17 protein-coding genes and 1 riboswitch are annotated in these 25,497 nt (G+C 67.4%); of the genes, 4 read left to right on the forward strand and 13 right to left on the reverse strand.

Annotation, left to right across the window (positions count from 1 at the left end):
- Window positions 1–18: 18 nt before the first annotated feature.
- Complete coding sequence (locus TX83_RS21760; RefSeq protein ID WP_064750069.1) at window positions 19–540, reverse strand: hypothetical protein; 522 nt, start codon at window positions 538–540, stop codon at window positions 19–21.
- Between the two features lie 388 nt (window positions 541–928).
- Between TX83_RS21760 and TX83_RS21765 the strand changes: the two genes are divergently transcribed.
- The gene (locus tag TX83_RS21765) at window positions 929–2,314 is read left to right on the forward strand and encodes a hypothetical protein (protein WP_064750070.1); all 1,386 of its coding nucleotides are present in this window, start codon (window positions 929–931) and stop codon (window positions 2,312–2,314) included.
- Window positions 2,315–3,013: 699 nt separating this feature from the next.
- On the opposite strand, the gene TX83_RS21770 is transcribed toward TX83_RS21765, so the two are convergent.
- The gene (locus TX83_RS21770; protein WP_064750071.1) at window positions 3,014–3,283 is read right to left on the reverse strand and encodes a hypothetical protein; all 270 of its coding nucleotides are present in this window, start codon (window positions 3,281–3,283) and stop codon (window positions 3,014–3,016) included.
- Window positions 3,284–3,804: 521 nt separating this feature from the next.
- Between TX83_RS21770 and TX83_RS21775 the strand changes: the two genes are divergently transcribed.
- On the forward strand, window positions 3,805–5,202 hold the full coding sequence (locus tag TX83_RS21775; protein WP_141233638.1) for a hypothetical protein: 1,398 nt from the start codon (window positions 3,805–3,807) through the stop codon (window positions 5,200–5,202).
- A 92-nt stretch (window positions 5,203–5,294) separates the two neighbouring features.
- On the opposite strand, the gene TX83_RS21780 is transcribed toward TX83_RS21775, so the two are convergent.
- From TX83_RS21780 to TX83_RS21805, 6 genes are all read right to left on the reverse strand, one after another.
- A complete protein-coding gene (locus TX83_RS21780) occupies window positions 5,295–6,890 on the reverse strand; it encodes a hypothetical protein (protein WP_064750072.1) in 1,596 nt (531 codons plus the stop codon).
- Window positions 6,887–8,317 (reverse strand): hypothetical protein, encoded by a 1,431-nt coding sequence (locus TX83_RS21785; protein ID WP_064750073.1) that lies wholly within the window; start codon window positions 8,315–8,317, stop codon window positions 6,887–6,889. The genes TX83_RS21780 and TX83_RS21785 overlap by 4 nt, the downstream gene beginning before the upstream one ends.
- 4 nt (window positions 8,318–8,321) lie before the next feature.
- Complete coding sequence (locus TX83_RS21790; RefSeq protein WP_064750074.1) at window positions 8,322–9,080, reverse strand: PP2C family serine/threonine-protein phosphatase; 759 nt, start codon at window positions 9,078–9,080, stop codon at window positions 8,322–8,324.
- 13 nt (window positions 9,081–9,093) lie between these two features.
- Window positions 9,094–9,777: a vWA domain-containing protein gene (locus TX83_RS21795; RefSeq protein WP_064750075.1), complete on the reverse strand. Its 684-nt coding sequence runs from the start codon at window positions 9,775–9,777 to the stop codon at window positions 9,094–9,096.
- Window positions 9,778–9,921: 144 nt separating this feature from the next.
- Complete coding sequence (locus TX83_RS21800) at window positions 9,922–11,208, reverse strand: multidrug effflux MFS transporter (protein WP_064750076.1); 1,287 nt, start codon at window positions 11,206–11,208, stop codon at window positions 9,922–9,924.
- The gene (locus TX83_RS21805; RefSeq protein ID WP_064750077.1) at window positions 11,208–11,663 is read right to left on the reverse strand and encodes a VOC family protein; all 456 of its coding nucleotides are present in this window, start codon (window positions 11,661–11,663) and stop codon (window positions 11,208–11,210) included. The genes TX83_RS21800 and TX83_RS21805 overlap by 1 nt, the downstream gene beginning before the upstream one ends.
- Before the next feature lie 263 nt (window positions 11,664–11,926).
- A riboswitch (glycine riboswitch) is annotated at window positions 11,927–12,020 on the forward strand.
- Window positions 12,021–12,230: 210 nt separating this feature from the next.
- Between TX83_RS21805 and gcvP the strand changes: the two genes are divergently transcribed.
- Window positions 12,231–15,101: an aminomethyl-transferring glycine dehydrogenase gene (gene gcvP, locus TX83_RS21810; protein ID WP_064750078.1), complete on the forward strand. Its 2,871-nt coding sequence runs from the start codon at window positions 12,231–12,233 to the stop codon at window positions 15,099–15,101.
- A 138-nt stretch (window positions 15,102–15,239) separates the two neighbouring features.
- Here gcvP and TX83_RS21815 read toward each other — a convergent pair whose 3' ends face one another.
- Genes TX83_RS21815 through TX83_RS21825 form a run of 3 tightly spaced genes read right to left on the reverse strand, consistent with a single transcriptional unit; the run spans window position 15,240 to window position 22,018 of the window.
- Window positions 15,240–15,512, reverse strand: a complete 273-nt coding sequence (locus TX83_RS21815) for a hypothetical protein (RefSeq protein ID WP_064750079.1) — start codon at window positions 15,510–15,512, stop codon at window positions 15,240–15,242.
- Entirely contained in the window at window positions 15,509–19,171 is a 3,663-nt protein-coding gene (locus TX83_RS21820) for an RHS repeat domain-containing protein (protein WP_079248382.1), read from the reverse strand. Before TX83_RS21820 ends, TX83_RS21815 begins: the two co-directional genes overlap by 4 nt.
- Before the next feature lie 9 nt (window positions 19,172–19,180).
- Window positions 19,181–22,018 carry an RHS repeat domain-containing protein gene (locus TX83_RS21825; RefSeq protein WP_064750082.1) on the reverse strand — a complete coding sequence of 946 codons (2,838 nt, stop codon included), beginning with the start codon at window positions 22,016–22,018 and terminating at the stop codon, window positions 19,181–19,183.
- An 817-nt stretch (window positions 22,019–22,835) separates the two neighbouring features.
- Between TX83_RS21825 and TX83_RS21830 the strand changes: the two genes are divergently transcribed.
- Window positions 22,836–23,837, forward strand: coding sequence for a sensor domain-containing diguanylate cyclase (locus TX83_RS21830; protein WP_222423808.1), 1,002 nt, complete (start codon window positions 22,836–22,838; stop codon window positions 23,835–23,837).
- Window positions 23,838–23,922: 85 nt separating this feature from the next.
- On the opposite strand, the gene TX83_RS21835 is transcribed toward TX83_RS21830, so the two are convergent.
- Window positions 23,923–24,630: a DUF2846 domain-containing protein gene (locus TX83_RS21835; RefSeq protein WP_064750087.1), complete on the reverse strand. Its 708-nt coding sequence runs from the start codon at window positions 24,628–24,630 to the stop codon at window positions 23,923–23,925.
- The gene (locus TX83_RS23070) at window positions 24,627–25,379 is read right to left on the reverse strand and encodes a hypothetical protein (RefSeq protein ID WP_141233639.1); all 753 of its coding nucleotides are present in this window, start codon (window positions 25,377–25,379) and stop codon (window positions 24,627–24,629) included. Before TX83_RS23070 ends, TX83_RS21835 begins: the two co-directional genes overlap by 4 nt.
- Between the last annotated feature and the right edge of the window lie 118 nt (window positions 25,380–25,497).

Genomic DNA, 25,497 nt, shown 5'->3' on the forward strand with positions numbered 1-25,497 from the left:
GAACGCCCTTCGCCGCGCTCAGCCGCCGCTGCCGCGGATCAGGCGCTCGCATTGGAACGCCATCGTGTGGGCGTTGCTCAGCCCTTTCGTATTCGCGCGCCGCGCGGTTTCGATCTTGCCGGTCAGGATATCGAGGGCGGCGCGCTCGTCCTCGGTCCAATCCTTGTACTTCGCCGACGCCTTGTAGCGGTCGATCGCGGCCAGCGTATCGCGGTAGTCGTCGACGATGAAGCCGCGCCGGTCCGCGCAATTCTTCCACGCCCGCAACAGGACCGGATTCAGCTTGGGCGTATCGCGCGAGCACGGCCTGGCGCCGCAGGCCTGCCCCCCGTCCAGCCCCAGGCTTTCCGTGACGCAGTTATCGCGCCGCGATGCATAGGGAACCAACTGGCAGCCCTCGAGCTTGGATCGCCGCTCCACGTCCTTCTTGTCCAGATCGTCGCTGTCTCCGGCCTGCGACGTCGTCTCGTACGCCTCGATTCGCGGCGACGCCGCAACCGGCGCCGTCGCCAACGCCATCAGCCACGGCAACGCCAGCAATCGCAATGTTTTCATGGCGAGTTCTCTCATCGGCAAAAAATTTCGCGACGGCCAACACCGTCGCGTCGTACCGCCTGGCGGTATCGCAAGGCGACTTTGGCGACGCAGACCGCACCTCGCCTTACCGGCAACTGACGATCGCTTCCGCAATGGCCGTTGCGCGAAATCACCGTTAATCACCGCTTCTTGCCGACACGCGCGGACATCGCCGCAAGCGCATGAAATCGCGGGCCGATTGGAACAGTAAGGTTGCCGTAAGGCGCCGCGCGGCGCGACTGCGCACAGTCGGCGTCCTCGGACGGCGCCGTGCCGCATCCGGGACCGCGGCGCCGTCCGGCGCGCGGCATCCGCACGGACCCGCCAAGCGCGGGCTCAGGGAGTCAGGGCCATGCTCAAGAACCAACCTCAGGACGCCAACAGCGCCCAACCGGGCGACAACGGCAACGACGAAATCGTCTCCGCGTTCCGCGATCAGGCTTACGAGCGTCGAGTGCAACAGCGCGCGCTCACCGGCGACGCCGCCGCCGCGGCCGACTACAACCAGAAGCCGTGGAGCTTGCTGTACAGCGCGCTGGTCAACTCGCTCGGCGTGACGCCGGAGACGTTCCAGCTGGTGTACCCGTTCACCAAGTGGAACTGGGAAACCGCCCAGTCCGGCTTCATCGGTTCGGCGCAATACGACTTCTGTTCGACCATGCCGCAATGGAGCGCGGTCGGCAATTACATTTCCAGCGGCGATCGCTTCAACGACGCCTACCAGCAGTTCCTCAACGTGATCGTCGCCGCGACCGACGATGCGAAGCTGCGCCAGAAGATCCGCGACGCGGACCAGCAGATGACCTCGGCGAGCAACAACTACGACAGCATCTATCGCCAAGCCGAAATCCGCTACGGCGACCAGGTCAAGGACAACGACCCTTCGTTCTCGGACTGGCTCGGCTCGCTCGCCGGCAAGGGCTGGGCGACCAAGCTCGCCACCGCCGACACCAAGCTGACCCAGGCACAGACGACCTACAACGCCCTGGTCGCGGAAGCCAACACGCCCGGCCTGGCCGAAGCGCAGAAGCAGTACGCCAACCAGGATTTCTATGCGCACCTGGAGTCCCCCGGGCTGCAGAACTACCCCATGGTTCCGTACTGGGCCGTGGCCCAGAACGCGGCCGATTGGGTCGATGCGGTGATGGCGAACGAAGGGCCGGCCGGGGCGACGATGGGCTTCACCTCGCGCGACTCGTCCTACGACTACAAGAAGACCTGGGCCGGCGGCTCGGCGGCGGTGCTGCAGTGGTTCTGGGAAGTGCAGGTCAACGGCAAGTGGGAACGCGTGACCCAGTTCGAGAGCGACAACGAGCTCGAAGTCTCGTTGGAGTTCCAGGCCATCGACCAGATCCAGATCCAGCCCGCGGACTGGTACAACGGCCCGGTGGTGCGCAGCCTGTCGGACGGTCCCTACACCCGCGGCTACAGCGAGTTCGGCGGCGACGGCAACAAGGCCGTGTTCGGCGAGAAGGGCTTCTTCACCCTGCTCAAGACCGGCATGATCGTCGGCTTCAAGCCGGCCTTCACGATCCGTACCAGCAAGTCGACCTTCGACTCGTTCCGGCAGAAGTTCAGTTCCGCGACCGGACTGCGCATCGGGCCGTTCGTGTTCGAAGCCGCCGGCGGCAGCGAACATGCCGGCTGGAACGCGAGCGCCTCCGGCCAGACCTTCAGCGGCACCACCAGCTCGAACCAGGCGCTGATCATCGGCGTGACGATCTCCAAGCTGCCCTGAGCGCAAACCCGGCGCGACCGCGCTGCGGAGAAACCGAAGCGACGCCGGCCGGGCCTCCCGGCCGGCGTCGCCGTTTGCGCAGGCGGTATCGCCATCCCCCCGGCGAATGCGTTCGGTCGTCCTCGTCGCGTCCTTCGCCGGATGCCAGGACGTTGCTGTTGCTGTTGCTGTTGCTGTTGCCGTAAGAGCTTGGCGCCGCAGCGAACTTGCGAGAACGCCCTGGAGCTCCGGAGGGCGGCCCGCAGGGAGGCGGGCCGTGCGCAGCCAGGCCAGGGAGGGCCTGTGCGGAGCAGCCCTGCGCAACCCCAGTCCCATACCGAAACCGCCATGGCGTTTTCTTTGGTCACTTTTGACCGAAGGAAATCCAGCAGGACTTTGTCGCCTTGGACAAGGAAAGTGACCCGGCCGCTTGCGGACGGAAGCTTGGCTTTGGAGCCTTATAGTTTTGAAGCTTCACAGACCTGCGAACGACAAACGCCGCGAGAACGAGGTCGCGGCTTGCGCCGCTCCTACCCCGCGATGGTTTCGGGCTTCGATCGATAGAGAAGGCGCTGGTTTATCTACGCGTCCCCGGGGGTGCGACTTGCCCGCTCCTACCCCGAACATTGGAAAGGCCCAGCGCGACCCACATCGGGCCAACGCGGGAAAGGCCCGGCGCGAGCCGCGCCGGGCCCGGGTTGGGGCCGGTAGCCCGGTCGATCATTGGATCTCGCAGAAGGTCCGGTAATGGTCGGGCGTGTAATAGCGCATCGCCACGACGTTCTTGCGCTCGCCCATGGTCACCAGATAGACCTGCCGCCGCGCGCCGGCAGCGCCGTCGTCCTTGCGGATCTTGCCCTCCCAATGCTGCTGGCCGCGCGCTGCAGCTTGGCCGGGTCGTTGTTGCAGACCTGCACGCACGTCCATGCCGGCGCGGGCGCACTCCGGGATCGGATTCGGATTGGCGATGCAGCACGACATGTTGCGCATGGCTTGCTTGATGTCCGGCGGCAGGCTGCGGCAGCCCGGCGGCTAGGCCGCATCGGCCTGGGCCAGGGCGGGCGCTGCGGCCAGTACGGCGAGCAGCACGGGGGTGGCGAGCTTGGCGTTCATGGCCGTTCTCCTGGAGGTCGCTGCAGCGGTCGGCAGCGCGCGACGACATACGGCACACGAGGACGGCCGCCTCCCTGCTGGGGTGCGAGCGGACCGGCCGCGCGGTCCGCGACGCCGGGGATCGGCGTCCGCAGATCGACCATGACGGCGCCGCGCACCTCGCGCCTTACCGACAACTTACGATCGCCGGCACGCGGCGTCGCAGTCGCGCACGATCCCCTAAAGCATTGATCCATCTCAAAAAGAGCAACCGTAAGGTTGCCGTAAGGTGGGACGTGTCCGGTTCAAGCAACGCTGAGACACCGGTCCGCCGCGTGCCGCCGCCGGGATCGCGCCGCCGTCCGGCGCGCGAGGCCGGGCACGGCCGCCGACCGCGCGGCAGCAGCAAGGAGCCGCTCATGTCCCAGTCCGATTACCTGGCGCCCGACGCCGAAGAGGCCCTCGACGTGCAGGACGATCTCGGTCCGCTCTCGCAGTTCCGCCACGGCGCCCAGGACCGGCGTCTGCTCGAACTGGCCCGGCTCGACGCCGGCCTGGCCGCCAACGTCGACTTCGACGACAAGCCCTGGGGCCTGCTGTATCGCGCCCTGATCGATTCCTTGTACGCCTCGCCGGACGACTTCCAGCTGATCTACCCGGCCCAGCCCTGGGACTGGAAGCGCACCCAGGCCGGCTTCATTTCCGGCGCCCAGTTCGATTTCTGCGCCACCGTGCCGCAATGGAGCGCGATCGCCGCCTTCGTCTCCAGCGGCGACACGGTGCACCAGGCCTATCAGCAGTGCCTCAACGTGGCCCAGACGCAGACCGAATACCCGAGCCTGCGCCGGCACCTGATCGACGCCGAAGACGAACTGGTCGCTGCGACCAATCAGTACACCCTGGCCACGACCTCGGCCGCATCGGTGCACGCCACCCGCGGCGGCGAAGACGCGCCGAGCTTCAGTCAATGGCTGGGCAGCCGCGACGGCCGCCCGTACCAGAATCGCATCGTCGCCGCCGAAGTGCCGATGAACCAGGCACAGGCGCATTACGCCGCCCTGGTCGCGCAGTGCGACCATGCCGAACTCGGCGCCGCGCAGCGCCGCTGCTGCGACGAAGCCCATCGGGTGCGCCTGGCCGACCTGGACTTGCTGCGCATGCCGAAGGTGCCGGACTGGCGCATCGCCGAGCACGCCGAACGCTGGACCGAACGCGCCCGCCGCGGCGAGGCCCCGGCCGGCGTGACCCTGGGCTTCAGCAACCGCGAAGCGCCCTACGACTTCAGCCAGACCTGGGCCGGCCGACAGAACAAGGTCCGCCGGCTGTTCTGGCAATTGCGCATCGACGGCCGCTGGGAACGCATCGACGAGTTCGAATACGACCACCAGCTCGAACTGTCGTTGGACTTCCGCGCCATCGACCGCATCGCCATCGCACCCGGCGACTGGTACGACGGCGACTTCGCCCGCAGCCTGATCGACGGCCCATTCGCGCACGGCTACAGCGCGTTCGGCGACGAGCGCAGCCAGGCGGTGTTCGGCGAGAAAGGCTTCTTCGGCCTAGTCAAACGCTCGATGTACGTCGGCTACAAGCCCAGCTTCGCCATCCGCACCACCACCTCGACCTTCCGCCGCTTCGGCTATCCCTTCCAGGCCGCGACCGGGCTGCGCATCGGGCCCTTCACCTTCGAAGCCGAAGGCGGCAGCCGGGCCGCCGGCTGGTGCGCCGATCCGGCCACCCGCACCTTTACCGGCACCACGACCTCGGAAGTGCCGATGATCATCGGCGTCGGAGTCGGCGAACTGCCGAACGCTTGAGCCGGGAACGGGCGCGCGGCAACCCGGAACGAGGCGCCGCCGCCGGCGCTGCATTCCCGGGAAGCGGCGCAGCCGCCGCGTCGCCCCCCCCTTCAGCCCCGCCCGTACACCCGCGGGCAGTTGCTGCCCTCGCACTCGTGATTGGCTTCGTGCAGCAGCACCGACTGGCCGAGATCGCCGCGCGGCGGTTCGACCCCGATCGGCACGAACAGGATCGCGCTGGTACTGCGGCCGAGCCCGGCCGGCAGTTCGAAGCCGCGCACCACGCGGAACCGCGGCACGCCGGCGAAGCGCTGGTCGAAGCGCTTGGCGGCTTCGCCGTAGCCGCGCCACTGGAACAGATCCTGGTCGCTGGCCACGACCAGCGCGCCGCGCTGCCAAGCTTCGGAGAAGCGCTCGACCACGTTCGGCCCGCCCTCGTCCGCAGCGCTCAGAAAATCGTCGAGCGCGCGGCTGAGGGCGTTGGTGTCCGGCTTGCCCGCGTCGCCTTCGCCGGCGATCGCGCGCGCCGCCGAAGGCGCCGCCGGCAACGGCCGGCGCGCCTGTTCGAGCAGGGCCGGCGACAACGAAGAGCGGCGTTGTTTCAGCGCCACGACCTCCGCCTGCGCCTGCAGGATCGCGAAATACGGCTGCGCCTCACGGCCGCCGGCGGCGTCGACGCGTTCGCGCAGCTTGCGCGACCCGCTGCCGCCGTTGCGCAATTCGGCGTCGATGACCAGGGCCCCCAGCGCCAACTCCGGCTGCCGGTAGAGCCAGGTCCAGGCCCAGCCTCGCCAAGCCCCATCGAAGTCCGGATCGACGCGCAACGCACGCTCGAACAGCGCCTGCGCCGCATCGCGCTCGCGCCGCAATCGCGCCGGTTTCAGCGAGCCGATGTCCCCGGCTTCGGACGGCGCGGACAGATCGTCCATGAAACGGCGCAAACGGCGGATGCCGAGTTCGCGCGCGGCCAGCGCGCGGCGCGGATCGGCGTCGACCGCGATCGCCAGTTGCCGCTCGATCGGCGCATCGCCTTGCGGATCGCGGCCGGGGCGACGTTCGTCTTCGGCGACCATGCGCTGGTAGGCCGCCATCGCCGCTTGATACTCCGCAGCATCGCCCGACTGCGGCCGGTCGCGGGCGAGCTGGCCGAGCAACGCCAGTTGCTGGCGATAGAACCCGTCGCCGCGCGCCGCGTTGCGCGCCGACTCGCGGATCAGGCGCGCGCTTTCGGCTTCGTAGTCGGCCTGGCTCAGGCCCGGCGGCGGGTCGATCTCGATCGCCGGCGTGACCCCGGCCTGTTGCATGCGCGCCGCGGTCAGGCGCGAGCGCGCCGCATCCTGCCCGGCCTCGCGCTCGCGCCGCACCGTCATATAGCCATGCCCGAGCAACAACGCGCCCAACACCGCGGCCGCGATCGCGGTGCGCGTGGCCAGTTCGCGGTCGCGGTCCTCGTAGGCGCGCCAAGCCACCGCCAGCAGACTCGGCACGCCCGCCAATACCAGACCGGCGCGGAACCAGCGTTCGCCGTTCGACGCTTGCGGCGGCGACAACCATTGCCCGAACACGGTCATCGCCCACATCGGCAGCGACATCAGCCAACCGGTATACGGCGCCAACACCAGTACGACGAAGAACGCCAGCACGCCCAGTTTGAACCAGGACCACCACGACGGACGCAGACGCATCGGCAGGACGATGCGCATCATCGGTTCTTCAGCATTCGCGGCAGGGTCACGGCGAATACCCAGCACAGCACCAGGAAGACCGCGCCCAATCCGGTCATCAGCATCGCGTCGACCCAGGCTTCCAGCGGCTTATTGGCCGGGTCCGGTTGCAAGGCCGCATACAGACGGTGCAGACCCTGGGCGATGAAGGCGAACAGCACCGGAAAGGCAATCGCAAGCATGCCGCGCGATTGCGTGGCCAGGCGCAGATTGGTCAGCCATGCCGGTTGCGGCAGGCGCGCCGGCGGCGGTGCCGGCGTCAGTCGCGGCGGCGGCGGCCGGCCCAAACGCGGCGCACGCAAGCGGGCGGCCGCGGCTTGCGGCGCCGCGCGCGGCGGTTCCACCACCGGCCGCGGCTTGGCCTTGCGCGCGGTCTTGGCCAACAAGTCCTGGCGCGCGCACGAGGCGCAGGCCTGGCCGGCGTAATGCTGATGCTCGCGCTCGCGTTTGCACACCACCAGTTTGCCGCTGGAGGGCTTGGCGTAATCGCGCAACGCCGCGCTCCAATCGGCCGCGCTGGGCCGCTCGCCGCCGTCGCCGAAGGCGCGGTCGAACAGTTCGCGCAGTTCGCGCGGCACGCTGCCGTGGGCGCTGACCGGGCTCGGTGCCATCAAACGGTGCGCGCGCAGACCGTAGGCGTAGTAGCGCTCGCGGATGCGGCTGGGGATGTCGGTAGGCACCCGATCGGCCGCGGGCTTGCCGGTATAGGGATGCAGGCCGAAATTGAGCAGTTGGAAGATCACCACCGCCAAAGCGAAGCGATCCTGCGCCTCCTCGCCGAGCGGATCGGGCCCGCGTTGCTGGAACTCCGGCGCCAGGTAATCCGGGGTGAACTGCGGCGCGGAGTAGCGCCGACCGCGGCCCTGGATGCTGAAACCGTCGCAATCGAGCAAGGCGATGTACAGCGAGGCGCGGTAGAAACGCAGATTGACCGGCTTGAGATCGACCACGTAGTGGTGCTGCGCGTGCAAAGCCGCGAGCACCGCACTGAGGTTGGCCGCCAGGGTGATCTTCGGCCCCAGCCCGACCGGCAGGCCGGCGGCGCGCGCCTGCCGCTCCTGCAGCACCTGCTCCAGTTCGGAGGTCGACTGCACGTCCAGCGCCGGCATGGAAAACCCGACGAAGCGGCCGCGCTCGTCGCGCACGGTCGCGTCCGGCCAGGCGATCTGCACGTAGCGTTTGCCGCCCTCGAACTGGTCGGGCAGTTGCGGACGCAGCTCGAGCATGGCCTCGACGCGGTCGGTATAGCTCGGCGGGTCGACCCGCTCGTGATAGATCTTCGCCACCCGGTCGGGAAACTCGGGCAGCAGGTAGACGCTGCCCGCGCCGCCGCTCTTGATCAGCGCCCCCAGGCGGGTGCGCCCGTCGCCGATGCGGATGCCGCTGCCGCTGACCGGACTGGTCGTCACCGGTTCAACTCCGCAGCGCGATCAGCAGGGTCTTGTCGTCGGACGTGATGCCGTGCGTGCGCGGATCGTCCAGCGTGCCGTGCAAGGCGCGGCTGCCTGCGGCTTCGTCGACCGTGCGCAGATAGCGCTCGACCGGGTCCATGAACGGACGATACAGACCGGCATTGCCCTTCTGCATCGCGAACGGCATCGCGCCGTCGGACATCAACGCCACCCGCTCCACCGGCTCGCTCACCGCAAGCACTCGCAGGCAGCCGCGCCAGGCCTCGCCGGTGACGAAGTAGGTTTCGTTGGCGTATTCGCCGTTATGCGGCAACGAGATCCGCGCCGGCGCGTCGGACTGTGCCGGCTCGGCCACGCCGAGACCGTCGCCGACATGCACGAACCAGCCGCGCTGCGCGTCGCCGACATAGGCCACCAGAGTCGCGGCGTAGCTCGACAAGGCCGCGCCGTCGCGCCGCGCGCGCGCGACCAGGACCTCGCGGGCGAATGCGACGGCCTCGCCCGCGAACCCGGCGAAGCCGTCCTCGTCGGCCTGCAACCACTGCGGCTGCGCCGCCAACCGTTCGGCCAGCGCCGCGACCACCGCATCGGCGATCAACCGCGAACCGATCTCGCTGTGCGCGGCCGAACCGGCGCCGTCGCATACCGCCGCGACCAGGCGTTCGCCGTCGACCCGGTACGCGAACGCGTCCTGGCACGGGATGCCTTTGTCGAGGTGGGATTTGCCGGTCGCCGATGCCGCATGTACCTGCCAGCCCATGACCCGGCGCCGCTCAGGTCGGCACCGCGGACCAAGTGTCCGTGGAAGGCAATTGCGCCTGTCCGCCCGGCCGCGACTGCGACACCACCTGCATGCTCGCGCTGAGCCACAGGAACAGTTCGCGGAATTGCAGACCGTGCAGGCGCTTCACTCCGGCCAGCCCCTTGCTGCTGAACTGGCCCATGGCCTGCTCCTGCGAGCCCTCGCCGACCGCGATCGGGAAAATCGCGACCTTGTTGGCCAATTCGGCTTCGCGCGCGCGCTTGGCCGCCGCTTCCCAGGCATCGGTCGGCGAACCGTCCGACATCAGGAACAACCACGGCCGGGTATAGGCGACGCCGGCCTGCTTGAAGCGCTGCTTCTCGTTCTCGATTTCGGTCAGGGCCAGTTCGACCGCGCGCCCGGTCGGCGTGGTGCCGTCGGCTTCCAGCGCCGGCGCGGCGAAATCCATCGCATCGCACCAGTCGCCGACGACTTCGGCGTGATCGAAGCCGCCGTAGCGGATCACCAGCACGCGCACCCGCTTGGCCGCGATGACATCGTCCTTGAGTTCGCGCTCGAGCAGCTTCAGGCCCTCGTTCAACTGCTGCACCGGCTGGCCGTTCATGCTGCCGGAACAGTCGAGCACCAACACCAGCGGCGTGCGCTGTTCGGTGTTGTCGACCAGGGATACGTCGGGGATCGCCGTCTGCGTCATGGCATTCCTTTGCGATGGTGGAAAGCCCGAGTATAGCCGCGCCTCGGCCGGTCGGGGCCAGGGCCGGGCCCAGGCGCCCCCGCAAACGAGGAAACCCGGCCGGACCGCGGCGATTCTGCGATCCGCGTCGCGCCGCGCGCCGGCTTACAGCGAATCCTGCGGCTCGATCACCGGCGCGTCCTCCGGCACCCGCGCGCAGCGGCCGCTGCGCGAGACCCAGGCTTCCCAGCACCAGAAGCCCCAGGCGGCCGCGGTCAACGCCGAGGACACGATCGCCAGGACGATGGCGCTGCCGCTGACCAGCGGCGAGATCACGCCGGCCAACACCGCGTTCACCACCAGGCCGCCGAAGGCCTGCAGCGACGAGGCCGAGCCGCGTTGGTGCGGGTACATGTCGAGGATCGACAAGGTCACGATCGGGAACACCAGGGCGATGCCGAACGCGAGGATGCACATCGGCAGCACCGCCCACGGCACCTGCGGCGCCGGCGCCAGCAGGTTATAGCCCAGGTTCAGGGCGATGGCGAGTGCGCAGAAAGCAAAGCCGATGCCGACCAGGCGGTCGCCGCCGATCTTGCCGGCGGCGCGGCCGGAGGCGAACGAGCCCAGCACCATGCCGCCGATGGTCGGCACGAAGAACCAGGCGAACTCGCGCTCGCTGAGCTTGAGGATGTCGAGCACGAACGCCGGCGCCGAACCGATGTACAGGAACAGCGCGCCGAAATTGAACGCGCCGACCGCGGTCAGGCGCTGGAACCGCGGATTGAGCCAGATCGCCACGTAGTCGCGCAGCAGCCGCTTGGGCTTGAGCGACAGCCGCGCCTGCGGCGGATGGGTCTCGGGCAGGCCGGCCGCGACCGCGATCCACAACAGCACCGAGAAACCGACCAGGAACCAGAAGATCGCCGGCCAATGCGCCCAGCCCAGAATCCAGCCGCCGATCACCGGCGCGATCGCCGGGGCGATGCCGAAGATCATCATCACCTGGCTCATCAGCCGCTGCGCGTCGTCGCCGTGCAGCAGGTCGCGGATCACCGCGCGGCCGACGATCAGGCCGACGCCCGCCGAGAGCCCCTGGATCGCGCGAAAGAAAAGCAGCGTCGACAATTGCTCCGACAGCGCGCACGCCGCCGACGCCAGGGTGAACACCCCCAGCCCGCCGAGAATCACCTTGCGCCGGCCGATCGCGTCGGACAGCGGCCCGTGCACCACGCTCATCAGCGCGTAGGCGACCAGGTAGACGCTGATGGTCTGCTGCATCGCCAGCTTGTCGGCGCCGAGTTCGGCGCCCATCACCGGGAACGCGGGAAAGATCGTGTCGATCGAGAACGGGCCGAACATGGCCAGGCCGCCGAGCAGCAAGGCCAGGCGACGGAGCGACAGCGGCAAGGCCCGCGCGGGCGCCGTGGGGGATTCGGAAGGTGCGCTCATCAGCTGGCGGCGTTGGATGCGTCGGTATCGATCGGAACCTCGTCGGGAGGGCCCTTGAGTTCGACCACGTTGCCCTCGGGGTCGTACAGGTACTGCGAGGGGCCCTCGCCTTCGGCGCCGTAACGCGAACCGAAATCGCCGATGCGCGCGCCGTGGGCTTCCAGGTAAGCGACGATGGCGGCGCGGTCGAACGGCTCGGCGCGCAGGCACAGGTGATCCATGTTGCGGCCTTCGGCGCCGGCGGGCGCCCCGCCCATGCGGCCGAGCTTGCCCTCCACATCGACCAGGTCGATCAGCGACAGGCCGGCACGCAGCTGGACCAGGCCGATTTCGTCCTGGCGCCGCTCCAGGCGGCAGCCGAGCACGTCGCAGTAGAAGGCCACCATCGCCGGGGTATCGCGCACCCGCAACACCACATGGTCGAGCTGCAGCAAGCTGAACGGTCGCGCGGACATCGCCAGGCCTCATCGCATGAATGGGGGCCGTCAGCATACTCCCGCGTGGCCCGCCGCATGGCCGCCGAAGTTGTTTCGATCTGTCCGCAACCGCGTGCCCAGGCTCGCCGGTGCGGATTCGCCCGCAAGCCGCCCGTTCGAAGCCGGTGCGCCCCGGCGCGGGAGGCGGTGCGCACGGAGCCTTTCCCCGGCCCGCGGGACCTCGGGCGGCCGCACGGGAACCGTCCCCTCGCTGCCCGCCAGCGGCTATAATCGTCGGCTTGAAACCCGCGGTGGGAGAAGCGGCCGGCCCCCTGGCCCGTCGCTGCCGAAGGCGCAACGCCCGTAATCGCTCAGGCCCCATACCGCCGCCGGGTACAAAACTCTGGAGAGACCGACCGTCCCGCAACGCGACACGCGCGACGGAACCGGCGCCGAAGGTGCACGAAGCGAGCGCGGACAGGAGCGGCCACAGCGCCCCCCTCCCCCAAGCGGCCTGAGCCGCGGCACGCTTCCAAACTCTCAGGCAAAAGGACAGAGGGGCGCCTCGCGTGCGGCACCGCACGCTGCCAACGGACGCCCCTGCCCATGAGCCACAACGCCACTTCCCTGCGCGACCTCGAGCACCACGACGCTTTCATCGAGCGCCATATCGGCCCCAACGACGCCGAAATCGGCCACATGCTCAAGCAGGTCGGCTACGACTCGCTGGAAGCCCTGACCGACGCCATCGTCCCCGGCTCGATCAAGTCGACCCAACCGCTGGCCCTGCCGGCCGCGATCAGCGAAGTGGAAGCGCTGGCCAAGGTCCGCGCCATCGCCACCCGCAACCAGGTGTTCCGCAGCTTCATCGGCCAGGGCTATTACGGCACCCTGACCCCGAACGTGATCCTGCGCAACATCCTCGAGAACCCGGCCTGGTACACCGCCTATACGCCCTACCAGGCGGAAATCTCGCAGGGCCGCATGGAGGCGCTGATCAACTTCCAGACCATGGTCGCCGACCTGACCGGGATGGAGATCGCCAACGCCTCGCTGCTCGACGAAGGCACCGCCGCGGCCGAGGCCATGACCCTGGCCAAGCGCTCGGCCAAGTCCAAGTCCAACCTGTTCTTCGTCTCCAAGGACGTGCACCCGCAGACGCTGGAGGTGCTGAACACCCGCGCCGAAGCGATGGGCATCGAGCTGAAGGTCGGCGACGACAACGAAGCGCTGAACAGCGACAGCTTCGGCGTGCTGCTGCAGTACCCCAACACCTACGGCCAGATCGGCGACCACAAGGCGCTGGCCGACGCCGTGCACGCGCGCGGCGGCCTGGTCGCGGTCGCGACCGACCTGCTCGCCCTGACCCTGATCGCCGCGCCCGGCGAGTGGGGCGCGGACATCGTGGTCGGCAACAGCCAGCGCTTCGGCGTGCCGTTCGGCTTCGGCGGCCCGCATGCCGCCTTCATGGCCTGCCGCGACGCCTACAAGCGCTCGATGCCGGGCCGCCTGATCGGCGTGTCGGTCGACACCGAAGGCAAGCCGGCCTACCGCCTGACCCTGCAGACCCGCGAGCAGCACATCCGCCGCGAGAAGGCCACCTCCAACATCTGCACCGCGCAGGTGCTGCTGGCGGTGATGGCCTCGATGTACGCGGTCTACCACGGCCCCGAAGGCCTGACCCGGATCGCCCGCCGCGTCCACCGCCTGGCCGCGATCCTGGCCGGCGCGTTGCGCCAGGCCGGGCTGACCGTCGGTCCGGACTTCTTCGACACCCTGGACGTGGTCGGCGTCGACGCCGACGCCCTGCGCGCCAAGGCGACCGCGGCGCGGATCAACCTCAACTACTCCGGCGACCCGAACCGGGTCGGCATCAGCCTGGACGAAACCACCACCCGCGCCGAAGTGGTCCAGTTGGCCGCGCTGTTCGGCGCCCGCATCGACGACATCGACGCGCTCGATGCCGCCACCGCCGATGCCCTGCCGGCCGGCCTGCGCCGCCAGAGCGCCTTCCTGCAGCACCCGGTGTTCAACACCCACCACAGCGAACACGAGCTGCTGCGCTACATGCGCTCGCTGGCCGACAAGGACCTGGCGATGGATCGCACCATGATCCCGCTGGGTTCGTGCACGATGAAGCTCAACGCCACCGCCGAGATGATCCCGGTGACTTGGCCGGAGTTCGGCAATCTGCATCCGCTGGCGCCGGCCGACCAGGCCGTGGGCTACAAGCAGTTGATCGACGAACTCGAGGCGATGCTGGTGGAATGCACCGGCTACGACGCGGTCAGCCTGCAGCCGAACTCGGGCGCGCAGGGCGAATACGCCGGCCTGCTGGCGATCCGCGCCTATCACCGCTCGCGCGGCGAAGGTCATCGCGACATCTGCCTGATTCCCGACTCCGCGCACGGCACCAACCCGGCTTCCGCGCAGATGTGCGGCATGACCGTGGTGGTCACCAAGACCGACGCCAACGGCAACGTCGATGTCGACGACATCCGCCGCAACGCCGAGAAGTACAGCGACCGCCTGGCCGCGATCATGATGACCTACCCGTCCACGCACGGCGTGTTCGAGGAGGAAGTGGTCGAGATCTGCGAGATCATCCACAAGCACGGCGGCCAGGTGTACACCGACGGCGCCAACATGAATGCCCTGGTCGGCGTGGCCAAGCCGGGCAAGTGGGGTTCGGACGTTTCGCACCTCAACCTGCACAAGACCTTCTGCATTCCGCACGGCGGCGGCGGCCCCGGCGTCGGCCCCTGCGCGGTCAAGTCGCACCTGGCCCCGTTCCTACCGCGCACGCTCGGCGGCGAAGGCGCGGTCGGCATGGTCAGCGCCGCCAGCTTCGGCTCGGCCTCGATCCTGCCGATCTCGTGGATGTACATCACCATGATGGGCGCCGCCGGCCTGCGCAAGGCGACCCAGGTGGCGCTGCTCAACGCCAATTACATCGCCAAGCGCCTGGCCCCGCACTACGAGACCCTCTACACCGGCCGCAACGGCCTGGTCGCGCACGAGTGCATCCTCGACCTGCGCCCGATCAAGGACGCCACCGGCATCGGCGCCGAGGACGTGGCCAAGCGCCTGATCGACTTCGGCTTCCACGCCCCGACCCTGAGCTTCCCGGTCGCCGGCACGCTGATGGTCGAGCCGACCGAGAGCGAATCGCTGCACGAGCTGGACCGCTTCATCGACGCGATGATCCAGATCCGCGACGAAATCCGCGCGGTCGAGGAAGGCCGCCTGGACCGCGAAGATAACCCGCTCAAGCACGCCCCGCATACCGCCACCCAGGTCACCGCCAGCGAGTGGACCCGCGCCTACCCGCGCGAGCTGGCCGCGTTCCCGCTGCCCTCGCTGAAGCTGCAGAAGTACTGGCCGCCGGTGTCGCGCGTCGACAACGTCTACGGCGACAAGAACGTGATGTGCGCCTGCATCCCGGTGGATGCGTACAAGGAAGAGGAAACCGCGTAAGCGTCGGCAGCCATCTCGCTCGAACCGAAGGCCCCGCTCGCGCGGGGCCTTTGTGTTTGCAATGCCTGATCAAGACCCGATCATCGTCATGTGGTGGCGACGGCCCCTATCGATCGTCCTCGCTCGCTGTCGCCTCAATCAACTCCTGGTCGCCCAATCCCGGATGGTTTCCTCGATATGGGCGATCTGCACCTTCGAATACTCCGGATCCTTCAGACGAATATCGGCATCTTCCAAGTAGTGCCATAGCGCATGCGGCACGTCCAACTCGCCGACATCAAGCTCCATCAAGGCCTTAGCCTCGCGAGCCTTCTCGTACCAGTCCTTCATTTCCGCTTTCGAGGCAGGTTCGGTATCCAACAACTCCCGCACGATCGCGATGAGCTGCCGCTTGATTTCCTGAACAGTCATTTTCCTTCCCTTCTAATCCAACGAGGATCGAACAGAATCAGGTGAGCCGCTTCGCCCCGCGACGGAGGACCAAAGTTGATATGCAGTATAGGAGTCTTGCCACTGTGCTTGAGCGGGTGCAGATCGAGACGCGCGCCCCATTGGCTTTGTTTCCAGCGAACGCCGAACAACCGGCCATTAGCATGCCAAGCGCCCGCCGACGGGCCATCAAACGATAGGTTCTTATAGAGACCTTTGGCGCTGGAAATCAGTCCGCTCGTCGCCGCGGCGGCGTAAGGGGCTCCGGCCTCCCACGCCATAGCCCCTGCGCCTAACGCTGCCGCCGCTGTAATGACCATGCCCGAGGAATCCAACTGTTCGGGAGTCCTCGACATGTCGTACTCGCCGGTCTTCCACCCAACAACGCCCGGCACCGGAATCCTGCCGTCGGAAGTCGGTGCACCAGACGATGCCCTAGCGAGCGACGCGGCTTCGGTGCGTTGGTTGGCTGCCGAAGAACCGCCTTTTTGCGCCTCCCCTTCGCCCGCTGGATTAACCTGAGTAATCGAGAGCTTGCCCCAGCTCTCTCCCCCGCAAATATTGGATCCGGTTATCTTCTGACACTGACGTCCATCGGGATCGACATACGAGTAGGGATTGCTTGCTGCGTATCTGTAACGATTGAACATTCCGACAGGATCGCTCAGAGCAGACACGGGATCTGCGCTGAGAAATATCCCGAGCTGCGGGTCGTAGTAGCGCTGCTGCATCTGGACCAGGCCCGTCAGCCCGTCCATCACGTGCCCCGCGTAACCGATGCCATCGTAGATCGTATCTCCGATTGTCTCACCGAGCGGCTCGTAGTCGGTGCGCTGAAGCACCTCTCCGGTCGCCGCAGTCACGGCCACAGGGCTGCCCAATGCGTCGTTATGGCTGTACTTCGTACTTTCGACGCCCCCCGCCAGTTCGCGAGCAGCAAGTAGGCTACCGCCCAGGAAAATATTGACGCTGGTCGCGCCCGCGGCATTGTTCTCGATGTACGCTGGCTGCCCTGAGGCATCGTAGATGAAGACCGCCCGCACGGCGCTCGCCATCGACAAACTGGCAACGCGGCGCCCGTTGGCGTCGTACCGGTATCCTTCCTTTCCGGCAACGACGCGCAGGCGATTGCCATAGTCAAAAGCATAGACCTGCCCGTTCTTGTTCTCCAAGTTACCTTGCGGGTCGTAGCCCAAGCCAACGATTGATTCGCCTCGACTGTTGCGAACGTTCGTTAATCTCGAACGCTCGTCGTAGACGTAGGCGGAATAGTCCTTGCTCCCCGGCAACACCCAAGAACGCAGATTATCCTGCGCATCGTAGGTAAATCGGTGCCAGCAATCGCCGCCGAAACTGCATGAGCCGGCCGACTTGAGCCGGTCGAGGCCATCGTACTCCATCGTCCGGCTGTAGTTGTCCCCTCGTGCCCGGTCGTAAATGGCGCCGACATTACCGTTGGCGTCGTACACGGTTTCCAGGTCGATCACGCCGGCGTCGGTACTGCGCTGCGGCAGCTGACGCAGGTTCTGCGACATGGTGTGCACCACGCCGTTGCCGTAGACGAAGCGTTGCATGCCTCCGTTCGGGTAGTAATCGATCTGCGACGCGTATACCGCACCAGGACTGCTGACTCGTTTGGGCTGCCCCAGCGCATCCGGCTCGAACGTCACCGCCAGACCGGTCGGGTAGACCTGGCTGGCCGGATTGCCGATTCGATCGTAGCCGTAGCCCAGGTCCCAACGATGCGAGCCCGGCTGCGCCACCGCCTCGCCGATCAGCAGGCGGCGCTTGTTGTAGCTGTAATGATTCTCGACCGGCGCACCGTTGTCCGGTTCGTTATAGGTCACGACCTTGCTCGCCAGGCCGTCGGGCGTGTATTCCCACCTCTGATTGCCGCGCCCGTCGGGGAAGGCCAGGTCCTTGAGCCGGTTGCGCGCGTCGTAGGTTCTCGAAACGACGCGGCCGGACGCCGCGGCTTCGCTGCGGTTGCAGCTGTCGGTGGCCGGCAGGTCAAGGCCGGAAGCCGACCATGCGACGTTGCCCTCGCCGTCGTAGTCCGTCACCGTCGCCCCGGTTTCCGGCTCGATGACCTTGCACAGGCGCTGTTGCGCGTCGTAGACGTAGCGGCGGGTGTTCGGCTGGGCTACCGGGACCTGCGGCGCCGGAACGCCGAAGCGGCCCGATGCGGCTACCGCCAGGTTCTCGCCGCCCACCGGCGATACGCCGTAGACGTAGACCAATCGGCCTGCGTATTGGCTGCGCAGCTCATTGCTGATCGGAATCGCGAAGCGATAGCTGCCGCCATCGACCTTGCACGCCGCGGCGACGCCCGCCTCGCTGGCCTGATTTGCGGGATAGGTGCCGATCAGTGCAGAGCCGGTCGCACCGGCGGGACCGCCGACGTACATCTGCACGTTCACCGACGCCTGGTAGGTGGTCGCGCAGGCCCAACCGAGCAACGCGCTGCCGTCGGCGGTGAAGCCGTCGATATTGCCGGTGATCACCGGTTGCGGGCGACGTGCGTAGACATCGATGGACGCGAGTACGCGGCCGTCGCCGCGCACCTCGAAGCGGCTGCCTGACTCGGTGATGTCGGCGATCGACGTCTTGATCTCGCCGGTTCCAGGCTGAGCCAGAAGCCGTACCGCGCCATTGCCGTTGATGTCGCTGCGCCACAACTCCGGCAAGCCGGCCACGGCCTGCCAGCTCAAGGTGGTGCCGCAGCTGGTGGCGCCCTTGCCCAACTCGCAGGGATTGGGCTGCGCGCTCAACGAGCCGGTCGGAACCGGATTGACGTACACATGCTGAGCGGTCGTCTGCTGACCGAACCACTCTACCCCGTCCTGGACCATCCGCCATTGCACGTAGTAGCCGACCATTCGGCTGCTGACCTGCGGAGCGGTCAAGGTCATGTTGAACGCGACGGTTTGGCCGGGTGCGACGTCGTGCGGAAGATACACCCGCCCCATGCCCCAGTTGCCGTTGTCGCGAGGGTTCTGCGAACCCAGCGCATACGCGCGCGACGGCGACCAGGTGGTCGTGCCCGTATTACGCATCTGCACGCTCAGGGTCCGGGTCTCGCCCGAGTACATCGTCGGCGAGGTGTCGGAGAAGGTCTGCGATACGAATTCGGCCTCGTTGTACAACGCAGGCGGCGGGTTGACCGTAATGGTGAAGGACTGGGTCGCCAGGTTACGGGTCCGATCCTCGCCCTGATAGATGCTCACGGCCTTGCCGGTCGCCCGATAGGTGTACGTGCCCGGCGCCAGCCCGGCTTCGACCAGGGTTCCGCCCCTGCGGTAGCTGGCTACCGGCTGGTCGTTGCGATAGATCGTGATGTTCTCGATCGATTCGACACTCGACCCGCTGGTTCCGTTGCCGGAGGAAGCCACGATCTCGTACGACACCGGGACCGTATAGCTGCTTTGGACCGGCGGCGTGAGTTTGATCCATGCCGGCGCCGCGGTCGCCAAGGACGGCAACGCGGACAGCAGCGCCAACAACCATGCCGACGCCAACGACCTGGCGTTGGTCGCCCACTCCAATACTCCTGCAGAATTCAACGCCTTGTTCTCCACTCGGACCAGGTCCCCACGCGCGGCGGCGGAGCGGTTTTTACTGTTCGCTCGGATGCTATCCATGGCGCGGCCTCACTGAGCCACCGACGTACGCTGGATTTCCAGCGGCTTGCCGTAGGCGTCGCGCATGATCAGGGTGCGCACGCTTTCAGGGGCGTCGATCACCGCCGGAGCGTCGTAGCCAGGCTCGCCGAAGACCTGGAAAGTCTCTACGCTCGCCAAGCCACGGGGGTTGGTGACCTTGCGCCGGAAGCCGGACAGGTACTCGGTGGAGGTGGTCAAAGGCCCCAACTCCGAGTCCTGGACGGCGGCGGTCTGGCGCCCCAGCGCGTCGTAGGCGTAGGACGTGCCTGGCATCGACTGGCGGAAGTCGCCGACGTGCCGGGTCGGCAAGGATTTGAACGCGACCCGCCCCATGTTGTCGTAACGCGTAAACACTTGCTTCTGGGTATTGCGGCTGGCATCGCCCAGATCGAACTCCATTTCCAGCACGGGCCGCAGGAACGCGTCGTAGTAAGTGTCGCTACGACGGTTTCCGGACACCGACACCCGGCGCCAATGATTGCTTTCCAGACCGTACTCCGAGGTCGCGACGCGCACGAACTCCTGCGTCATCGGGTGCCAGTCGACGGTGTCGCCCTGCGGATAGACCACGCCAGCCAGGCGCCCCATGCCGTCGTAGCTGTACTGGGTGGTGAATCCGTTTTCGTCAGTCGTAGACGTCGCCCAGCCGCGGTCGTCGATCACCGCGCTTTCAGTCGCGCCCGCCGGGCTCTCGGGGGTGGCCGGCCGGCGGATGCTCTGCGGCACGCCGCGTTTCCAGTCGGCATAGAAGGTGACATGGCCGTTACCGTCCTTGACCGACTCCAGGGTGCCGTCGGCGCGGTAGCCGAATGTTCTCTTCAGATTGCCGAAGGCGAAAGCGTGCATCGGCAACGCGGTGGCCGGATCGAATTCCGCACGCGCGGTCTCGACGCCGTTGACCGACGTGGCCGATACCTGACCGAGAATCCACTTGCCGGCATGGTCGTAGTATTCGGTTCCCTCGTTGCGGCTATAGCCGAGCGTGTTGTACCCAGTGGATCGCAGGACCCGGGCCAGGCCGTCGAAAATCTGGTTCTCGGTGACGAAGGTCACTCCATCCTGGACGATCTGGCGACTCTTGAGGGGCCGGTTGGCGAGATAGCCCTTGCTGCCCGAAATGGAATTCGATGCCGGAATGTTCGCGTTGGCCGCCGGGAAGGGTTGGCCCTCCGTGCTCTCCACATAGGCGTTCGTGACCGTGCGCAGTACCCTGCCACCGGCGTCCTTGATCGATGCTTCGATCAACTCGCCGACGTTGGACGTGTAGTCGTTGTTGAATTTGTAGGCGTTGATCGATCCGTCCGGGTTGACCACCGTGGTTTCGGACGGGACATAGCAGGTGCCCGGCACTTGGCAATCGGCCTGCCAACTCCAGGACGGCTTGTAGCGATAGTTCCAGCTCAGCGGCGCAATGCCGGGACCGGTCACGGTTTTCGAGTACAACGACTCCACGGTATAGGCCATCGGCGCCCCCACCAGGCGCACCGAAAGCCAACTGGCCTCCTGCCGGGTGATGCAACTGCCCACGGTACGGTTGGTGCCGTGCATGAGCTTGCGGAACTTGAACTCGCCGACCGCGCCGGAAGGGTGGCTGACGGTCAAGAAACTGGTCTCGGCCGGTCCCGGCTGCTTGTCCGAACTCATCGTGCCTACGTTCGGCCAGCACTGCTGCCACACGTTCTTGACGTTGGCGTTGACGATCTCGAACTGATCGCTGTACTGGTAGCCCCAACGTCCTCCGTCGGGCAGCACCGCTGCGGCGAGTAGATAGTTGGCGTCCGGGTTGCTGCCGTACTTGCTGTACTCATAGGTCCAGGTCCGTCCTGCGCTGGAAATGGTCTCGATCTTTCCGGCGGCGTTGTAACCCAGCCTGGCCTCGACGCCGTCGTTGGAACGGATCGACAGCAGGCGGTGCGGGTTGGCCGGGTCGTACTCGTAGCTCAGCCAGTTGCCCAGGCCATCCTCGACCCGGGTCGCGTACAGGAAAATTTCGTCGCGGTCGATGCCGACCGATCCGGTCGTGTCGGTCGGGATACCGATGATCCGCTTGCTCTTGCGCACCACCATCCAGTCGAACGCATACCGGTGGCCGTTAGGCAGCACGGCCAGGAATCCCTCGCCCGCGCCATTGCGGATGCTCGGCAGGCAGGAAACCTTCCAGTTCGACTTGGTGCCACCGTAGTAAGCCAGCCCATCGCTCGGTCGCAGGTGAGCGCCAGACAGGGTTTGCACGAGTTCCTCGCCCGCCCCGGGAATATTGATCGTGTTGCCGGCCCAGTAATCGGTCGGGCCGTAGGACGGCGTCTTGGTCGGACCGCTGGAAACATTGTCCGGCACGGTCGGGGGCGTGTAGTCGGTCACGCTGCAGCGCTGGGTCGAACCTCGCCAACTATCGGGAAAATCCGGTCCCTGGTATTCGCGATCGCGCACAACCCAACCGGTGCGGCGGTCGAAAACCCCGTGGATATGGGGGATATCCAGCACCCAGTAGCGCCCGAACACCGCCTTGTCCGGATCGGTATTGGCCCAGGTATTGAGCGAAAGACCGGCGTTGCTGAGCTTGCGGCCGATACTCACGGTCAGCGCGCTGTTGGTCTTCAGCGCCACATCGGTCGCGGTAAACGTGGTCGCACCATCGAACAGGCTCGTGCTGTCGCCGAACATGCCGTCGGCGGTAAGCGCGGTCACGGCCACGCCTTTGGTCAGACCGTCGTAATCCTCGATCACGGTCGGACTGGATATTTCGGCGCGGGCACCGCCGGCCCCGGCGAGTCCGAATGCGAGCGCGGCGGCGACCGCGGCGGACAGGCGAAGTGTGGAAGTCACGTGGAGTCCTTCACTGAGCTATACGAAAACTCGGCCAGCGAAGCGGCGCCGGGCCGAGACGGATCGATCCACAGCCGCACGCGCGCCGCCGAGGCGCACAAACGCGCGGAGGCCAAACGACACGGCGGCCGAAGTCAGGTTTATCGATATGGGGCGGGCATGTCGCTGTGTCCTTGCGGTGCTTCTCCGGTTGCGGCGTGCGCCGCGCTGCCGCTGATCGCGGCGCGTATCGTTCAATCCACTTCGTCCAGGCCCGATCGGCACCGGCCAGGCGCACCGGCCTGATAGAAGACGGATGTCGGCCCCTTTTCCCTTGGCCAAGGTTCGCCGGTCCAGCGATGCTTTTGAAGACGCCCGCGGAATCCGGCCTGCTTTCGCCAAATTGAGCAAGATCGCAGGCGAGCTTTGCATCGCTGCGCCTTCGATACCGCCAGCAGCGCCCGTCGCTTACGGGCCGGCTGCGTGCATGGGAGCCTGCGCTTGAAGGTCGCGGGCGGCACGGCGCAGCCAGATCCCGTGTGAACTCTGTCCGGCCGCCAAACGCGCCCCGGCAAGTCTCAGGTCGAGCACTCGGCGGCGACTCAACGCCACCACTCGCGCACCGCCCTTCCATTCGGCGCCAGGAGACCGCCGTCCGTCGTCCCGGATAATGTGCTTTCTTGGCGCTGGTGCACCTTGAGCGTGCGACGGCGGCCGCAACCCCCTACCTGGAACGCCGCAGCCCGAATGTGGCCCAGCGTCCGCGCCTCCGCTGCCGAGCCCGCGGTCTATACTGGGCCGTCGTCCGGGCAGCGTAGCGAACATGCAGGACCCGATCGTGCAAGACCCTTCCGAGCGCCTGCTCAAGGTCATCCAGACCCAGACCGACATCGCCCGACTCGGCCTGGATCTGGGCGGCGTGATGCAGTTGGTCGCGGTGCGCGTCCAGGCGCTGACCGGCGCGATCGGCGCCGTAGTCGAACTGGCCGAGGGCGAGGACATGGTCTATCGCGCCGCCGCCGGCATCGCCGAATCCAGCCTGGGCATGCGCCTGCGGCGCAGCGCCAGCCTGTCCGGCCAGTGCGTCGCCGAAGGCCGGCCTCTGCGCTGCGACGATTCGGAAACCGATCCACGGGTGGACCGCGCGGCCTGCCGTGCGGTCGGATTGCGCTCGATGATCGTGGTGCCGTTGAAGCATCACGAGTCGACGGTCGGCGTGCTCAAGGTCATGTCGGCGCACGTCGCCGGTTTCGACGATGCCGATCTGCATATCCTCGACCTGATGTCCGGGCTGATCGCCGCGGCCATGTACCACGCCGCCAAGTACGAAACCAACGAGTTGTTCCACCAGGCCACTCACGATGCCCTGACCGGTCTGCCCAACCGCGCCCTGTTCTACGACCGCCTGCGCCACAGCCTGGCCCTGGCCCAGCGCGACGCCTGCCGCATCGCCGTGCTTAATCTGGACATGGACGGACTCAAACCGGTCAACGACCGCCACGGCCATCGCGCCGGCGACGCCGCGATCCGCGAGTTCGCCCAGCGCATGAAACGCAGCTCGCGCGCCGGCGACACCGTCGCCCGGGTCGGCGGCGACGAGTTCGCGGTGATCCTGCCGCGCCTGGAGCGCGGCGACAGCGCCGAAACCCGCGCCCGCCGCTTCGCCGAGTCGCTGCAGCCGCCGTTCGAATTCGAGCACCGCCCAATCCCGCTGGACGCCAGCATCGGCTATGCGGTCTATCCCGACGACGGCGAGGAGCTGGGCGAACTGCTGGAGAAAGCCGACCAGGCGATGTACCGGGCCAAGCGCGGGAAAAAGGGCGCGCGCGAACCGGCCTGACGGCCGTCCCTGGCCGTCTCGCTGAGAAAACCAAACGCCCCGCCCAGGCGGGGCGTTTGCGTTTCCGGCCTTCCGTGGCTGCGGCTTACTGGGCGAGCTTGAGCTTGTCGGCCACCGCTTCGAACGCGGCGCGATCGGACGGCGACAAGTTGGGGCGGCCGACCAGCAGACCCATCGTGATCGAGCCCTGTACGTAATAGGTTTCGCCGGCCTCGACCTCCAGGTTCAGCACGTCCTTGGCCTCCGAATGCACGACGTATTCGTGAGCGCCCGGCTCGACCGCCGCGACGAAGTATTTGCCGCTGCGCAGCTTCCCCAGCTCGGTCTTACCTTCGCGGACCTTGAAGCCGATCATGCCGCCGACGAAGTTCGACGGACGGAAGAAGACCACCTGGCCCTTGCCGGCCGGCGGCGGCGCGATCCGGCCGCTGGAGACGGTGGGAGCGGCGTAGGCGATCGGCGCAGGCGCGCTGGCCGCTGCGGGAGCGGCCGCCGGCGCCGACTCGCTCGCGGCCGGCTCGGCTTCGGTTTCGCCTTCGAGCGCGTACGTCTGCACTGCGTTGTCGGCGGTCGCCGCCGGCGCAGTCGTGGCCGCGCCGGGCGCCGGCGCGGCCATCGGCGCGGCAGCCCGCGCGGAATCGCCCTTCGACGCCACCGGCACCACCGGCGCGCTCTGCGCCTGCACCTGCTTGGCCGGGTCCACGGCCTTGTAGCTCCAACCTGCCGGAGTGGCCGCCGCAGACAGCGGCAGCAGTACGACGAACGGCAGGACGCGCAGCGACGACGACTTCATTGAACGACTTCCCCGGTAATGGATGATGCAGCGGACATGGAGGCCCCCGCAGTCGGCGCGGCCGTTGCGGGGATGATGGAATCTGAGGCGGCCGGCGCAGCGCTTCGCTCCGAGTCGACGGCTCGCGCCGTACGCGCACCGACCTGGGTACCGGCCGGAATCTCGATCTCGCCGCCGGTCACGAACAGGCCGGGGATACCCAGCGCGATGCCGACCGACACCGCCACGCCTTCGCGACTCTTGCCGATACCGCCCAGGCTGAAACCGCGCAAGGCCACGCGTCGGCCCTGATGCTCGAGATAGCGCGCCGCCAGCAGCAACTCGCCCGGCTTGCCGCTGGCGCCGCGACGCGCGGCATGCACGACCTCGCCGATGCCGGGCGTGCCGGCCGGGAGCACCGTCGCTCCAGCCAGGACCAGCGGTTGCGCCAGGCGCAACGGAAACCTATCGCCGCGCCTGGCTTTCGCCGAACTCAATGCGGCCGCGATTTCCAGCGTGACGGGGGTGTTGGCGGGAATGCCCGCAGCAGACAGGGAAGCAGGCGCAGCTGCAGACGCGGAAGAGACCGCCGTATCGACCGCCGCGTCAGCCGAGCCGGCCCGATCCGCGGGCGACAACGGCGCCTCGCCAAGAGCCGTAACACTGGCCGGACGCGACTCGCCGACGACGCCCGGCGCTGTACCACCGGCTACCGTCGATGCCCCCGCCATAGCCACCAGCGCGATCAACGCGCTTGAAATCGCAGTCATCGAAAGGCGGCCCCCTACCGTCCTTGGCGGGCGCCAAACTATCCGAACGGCCGGGTTTTGCCAATATGGTCACAGTGGCCTTGGCTACACCCCTACGACCACAAACCGCCCCCCCCCC

Source organism: Lysobacter antibioticus HS124 (genome assembly GCF_000336385.2).
GTDB classification, from domain to species: domain Bacteria; phylum Pseudomonadota; class Gammaproteobacteria; order Xanthomonadales; family Xanthomonadaceae; genus Lysobacter; species Lysobacter firmicutimachus.

Coding starts and splice junctions, on each gene's coding strand:
- TX83_RS21780 (WP_064750072.1), bottom strand. CDS start 6,890: ATGATGCGCATCGTCCTGCCGATGCGTCTGCGTCCGTCGTGGTGGTCC.
- gcvP (WP_064750078.1), top strand. CDS start 12,231: ATGAGCCACAACGCCACTTCCCTGCGCGACCTCGAGCACCACGACGCT.
- TX83_RS21790 (WP_064750074.1), bottom strand. CDS start 9,080: ATGGGCTGGCAGGTACATGCGGCATCGGCGACCGGCAAATCCCACCTC.
- TX83_RS21775 (WP_141233638.1), top strand. CDS start 3,805: ATGTCCCAGTCCGATTACCTGGCGCCCGACGCCGAAGAGGCCCTCGAC.
- TX83_RS21765 (WP_064750070.1), top strand. CDS start 929: ATGCTCAAGAACCAACCTCAGGACGCCAACAGCGCCCAACCGGGCGAC.
- TX83_RS21835 (WP_064750087.1), bottom strand. CDS start 24,630: ATGAAGTCGTCGTCGCTGCGCGTCCTGCCGTTCGTCGTACTGCTGCCG.
- TX83_RS21805 (WP_064750077.1), bottom strand. CDS start 11,663: ATGTCCGCGCGACCGTTCAGCTTGCTGCAGCTCGACCATGTGGTGTTG.
- TX83_RS23070 (WP_141233639.1), bottom strand. CDS start 25,379: ATGACTGCGATTTCAAGCGCGTTGATCGCGCTGGTGGCTATGGCGGGG.
- TX83_RS21795 (WP_064750075.1), bottom strand. CDS start 9,777: ATGACGCAGACGGCGATCCCCGACGTATCCCTGGTCGACAACACCGAA.
- TX83_RS21815 (WP_064750079.1), bottom strand. CDS start 15,512: ATGACTGTTCAGGAAATCAAGCGGCAGCTCATCGCGATCGTGCGGGAG.
- TX83_RS21820 (WP_079248382.1), bottom strand. CDS start 19,171: ATGGATAGCATCCGAGCGAACAGTAAAAACCGCTCCGCCGCCGCGCGT.
- TX83_RS21770 (WP_064750071.1), bottom strand. CDS start 3,283: ATGCGCAACATGTCGTGCTGCATCGCCAATCCGAATCCGATCCCGGAG.
- TX83_RS21800 (WP_064750076.1), bottom strand. CDS start 11,208: ATGAGCGCACCTTCCGAATCCCCCACGGCGCCCGCGCGGGCCTTGCCG.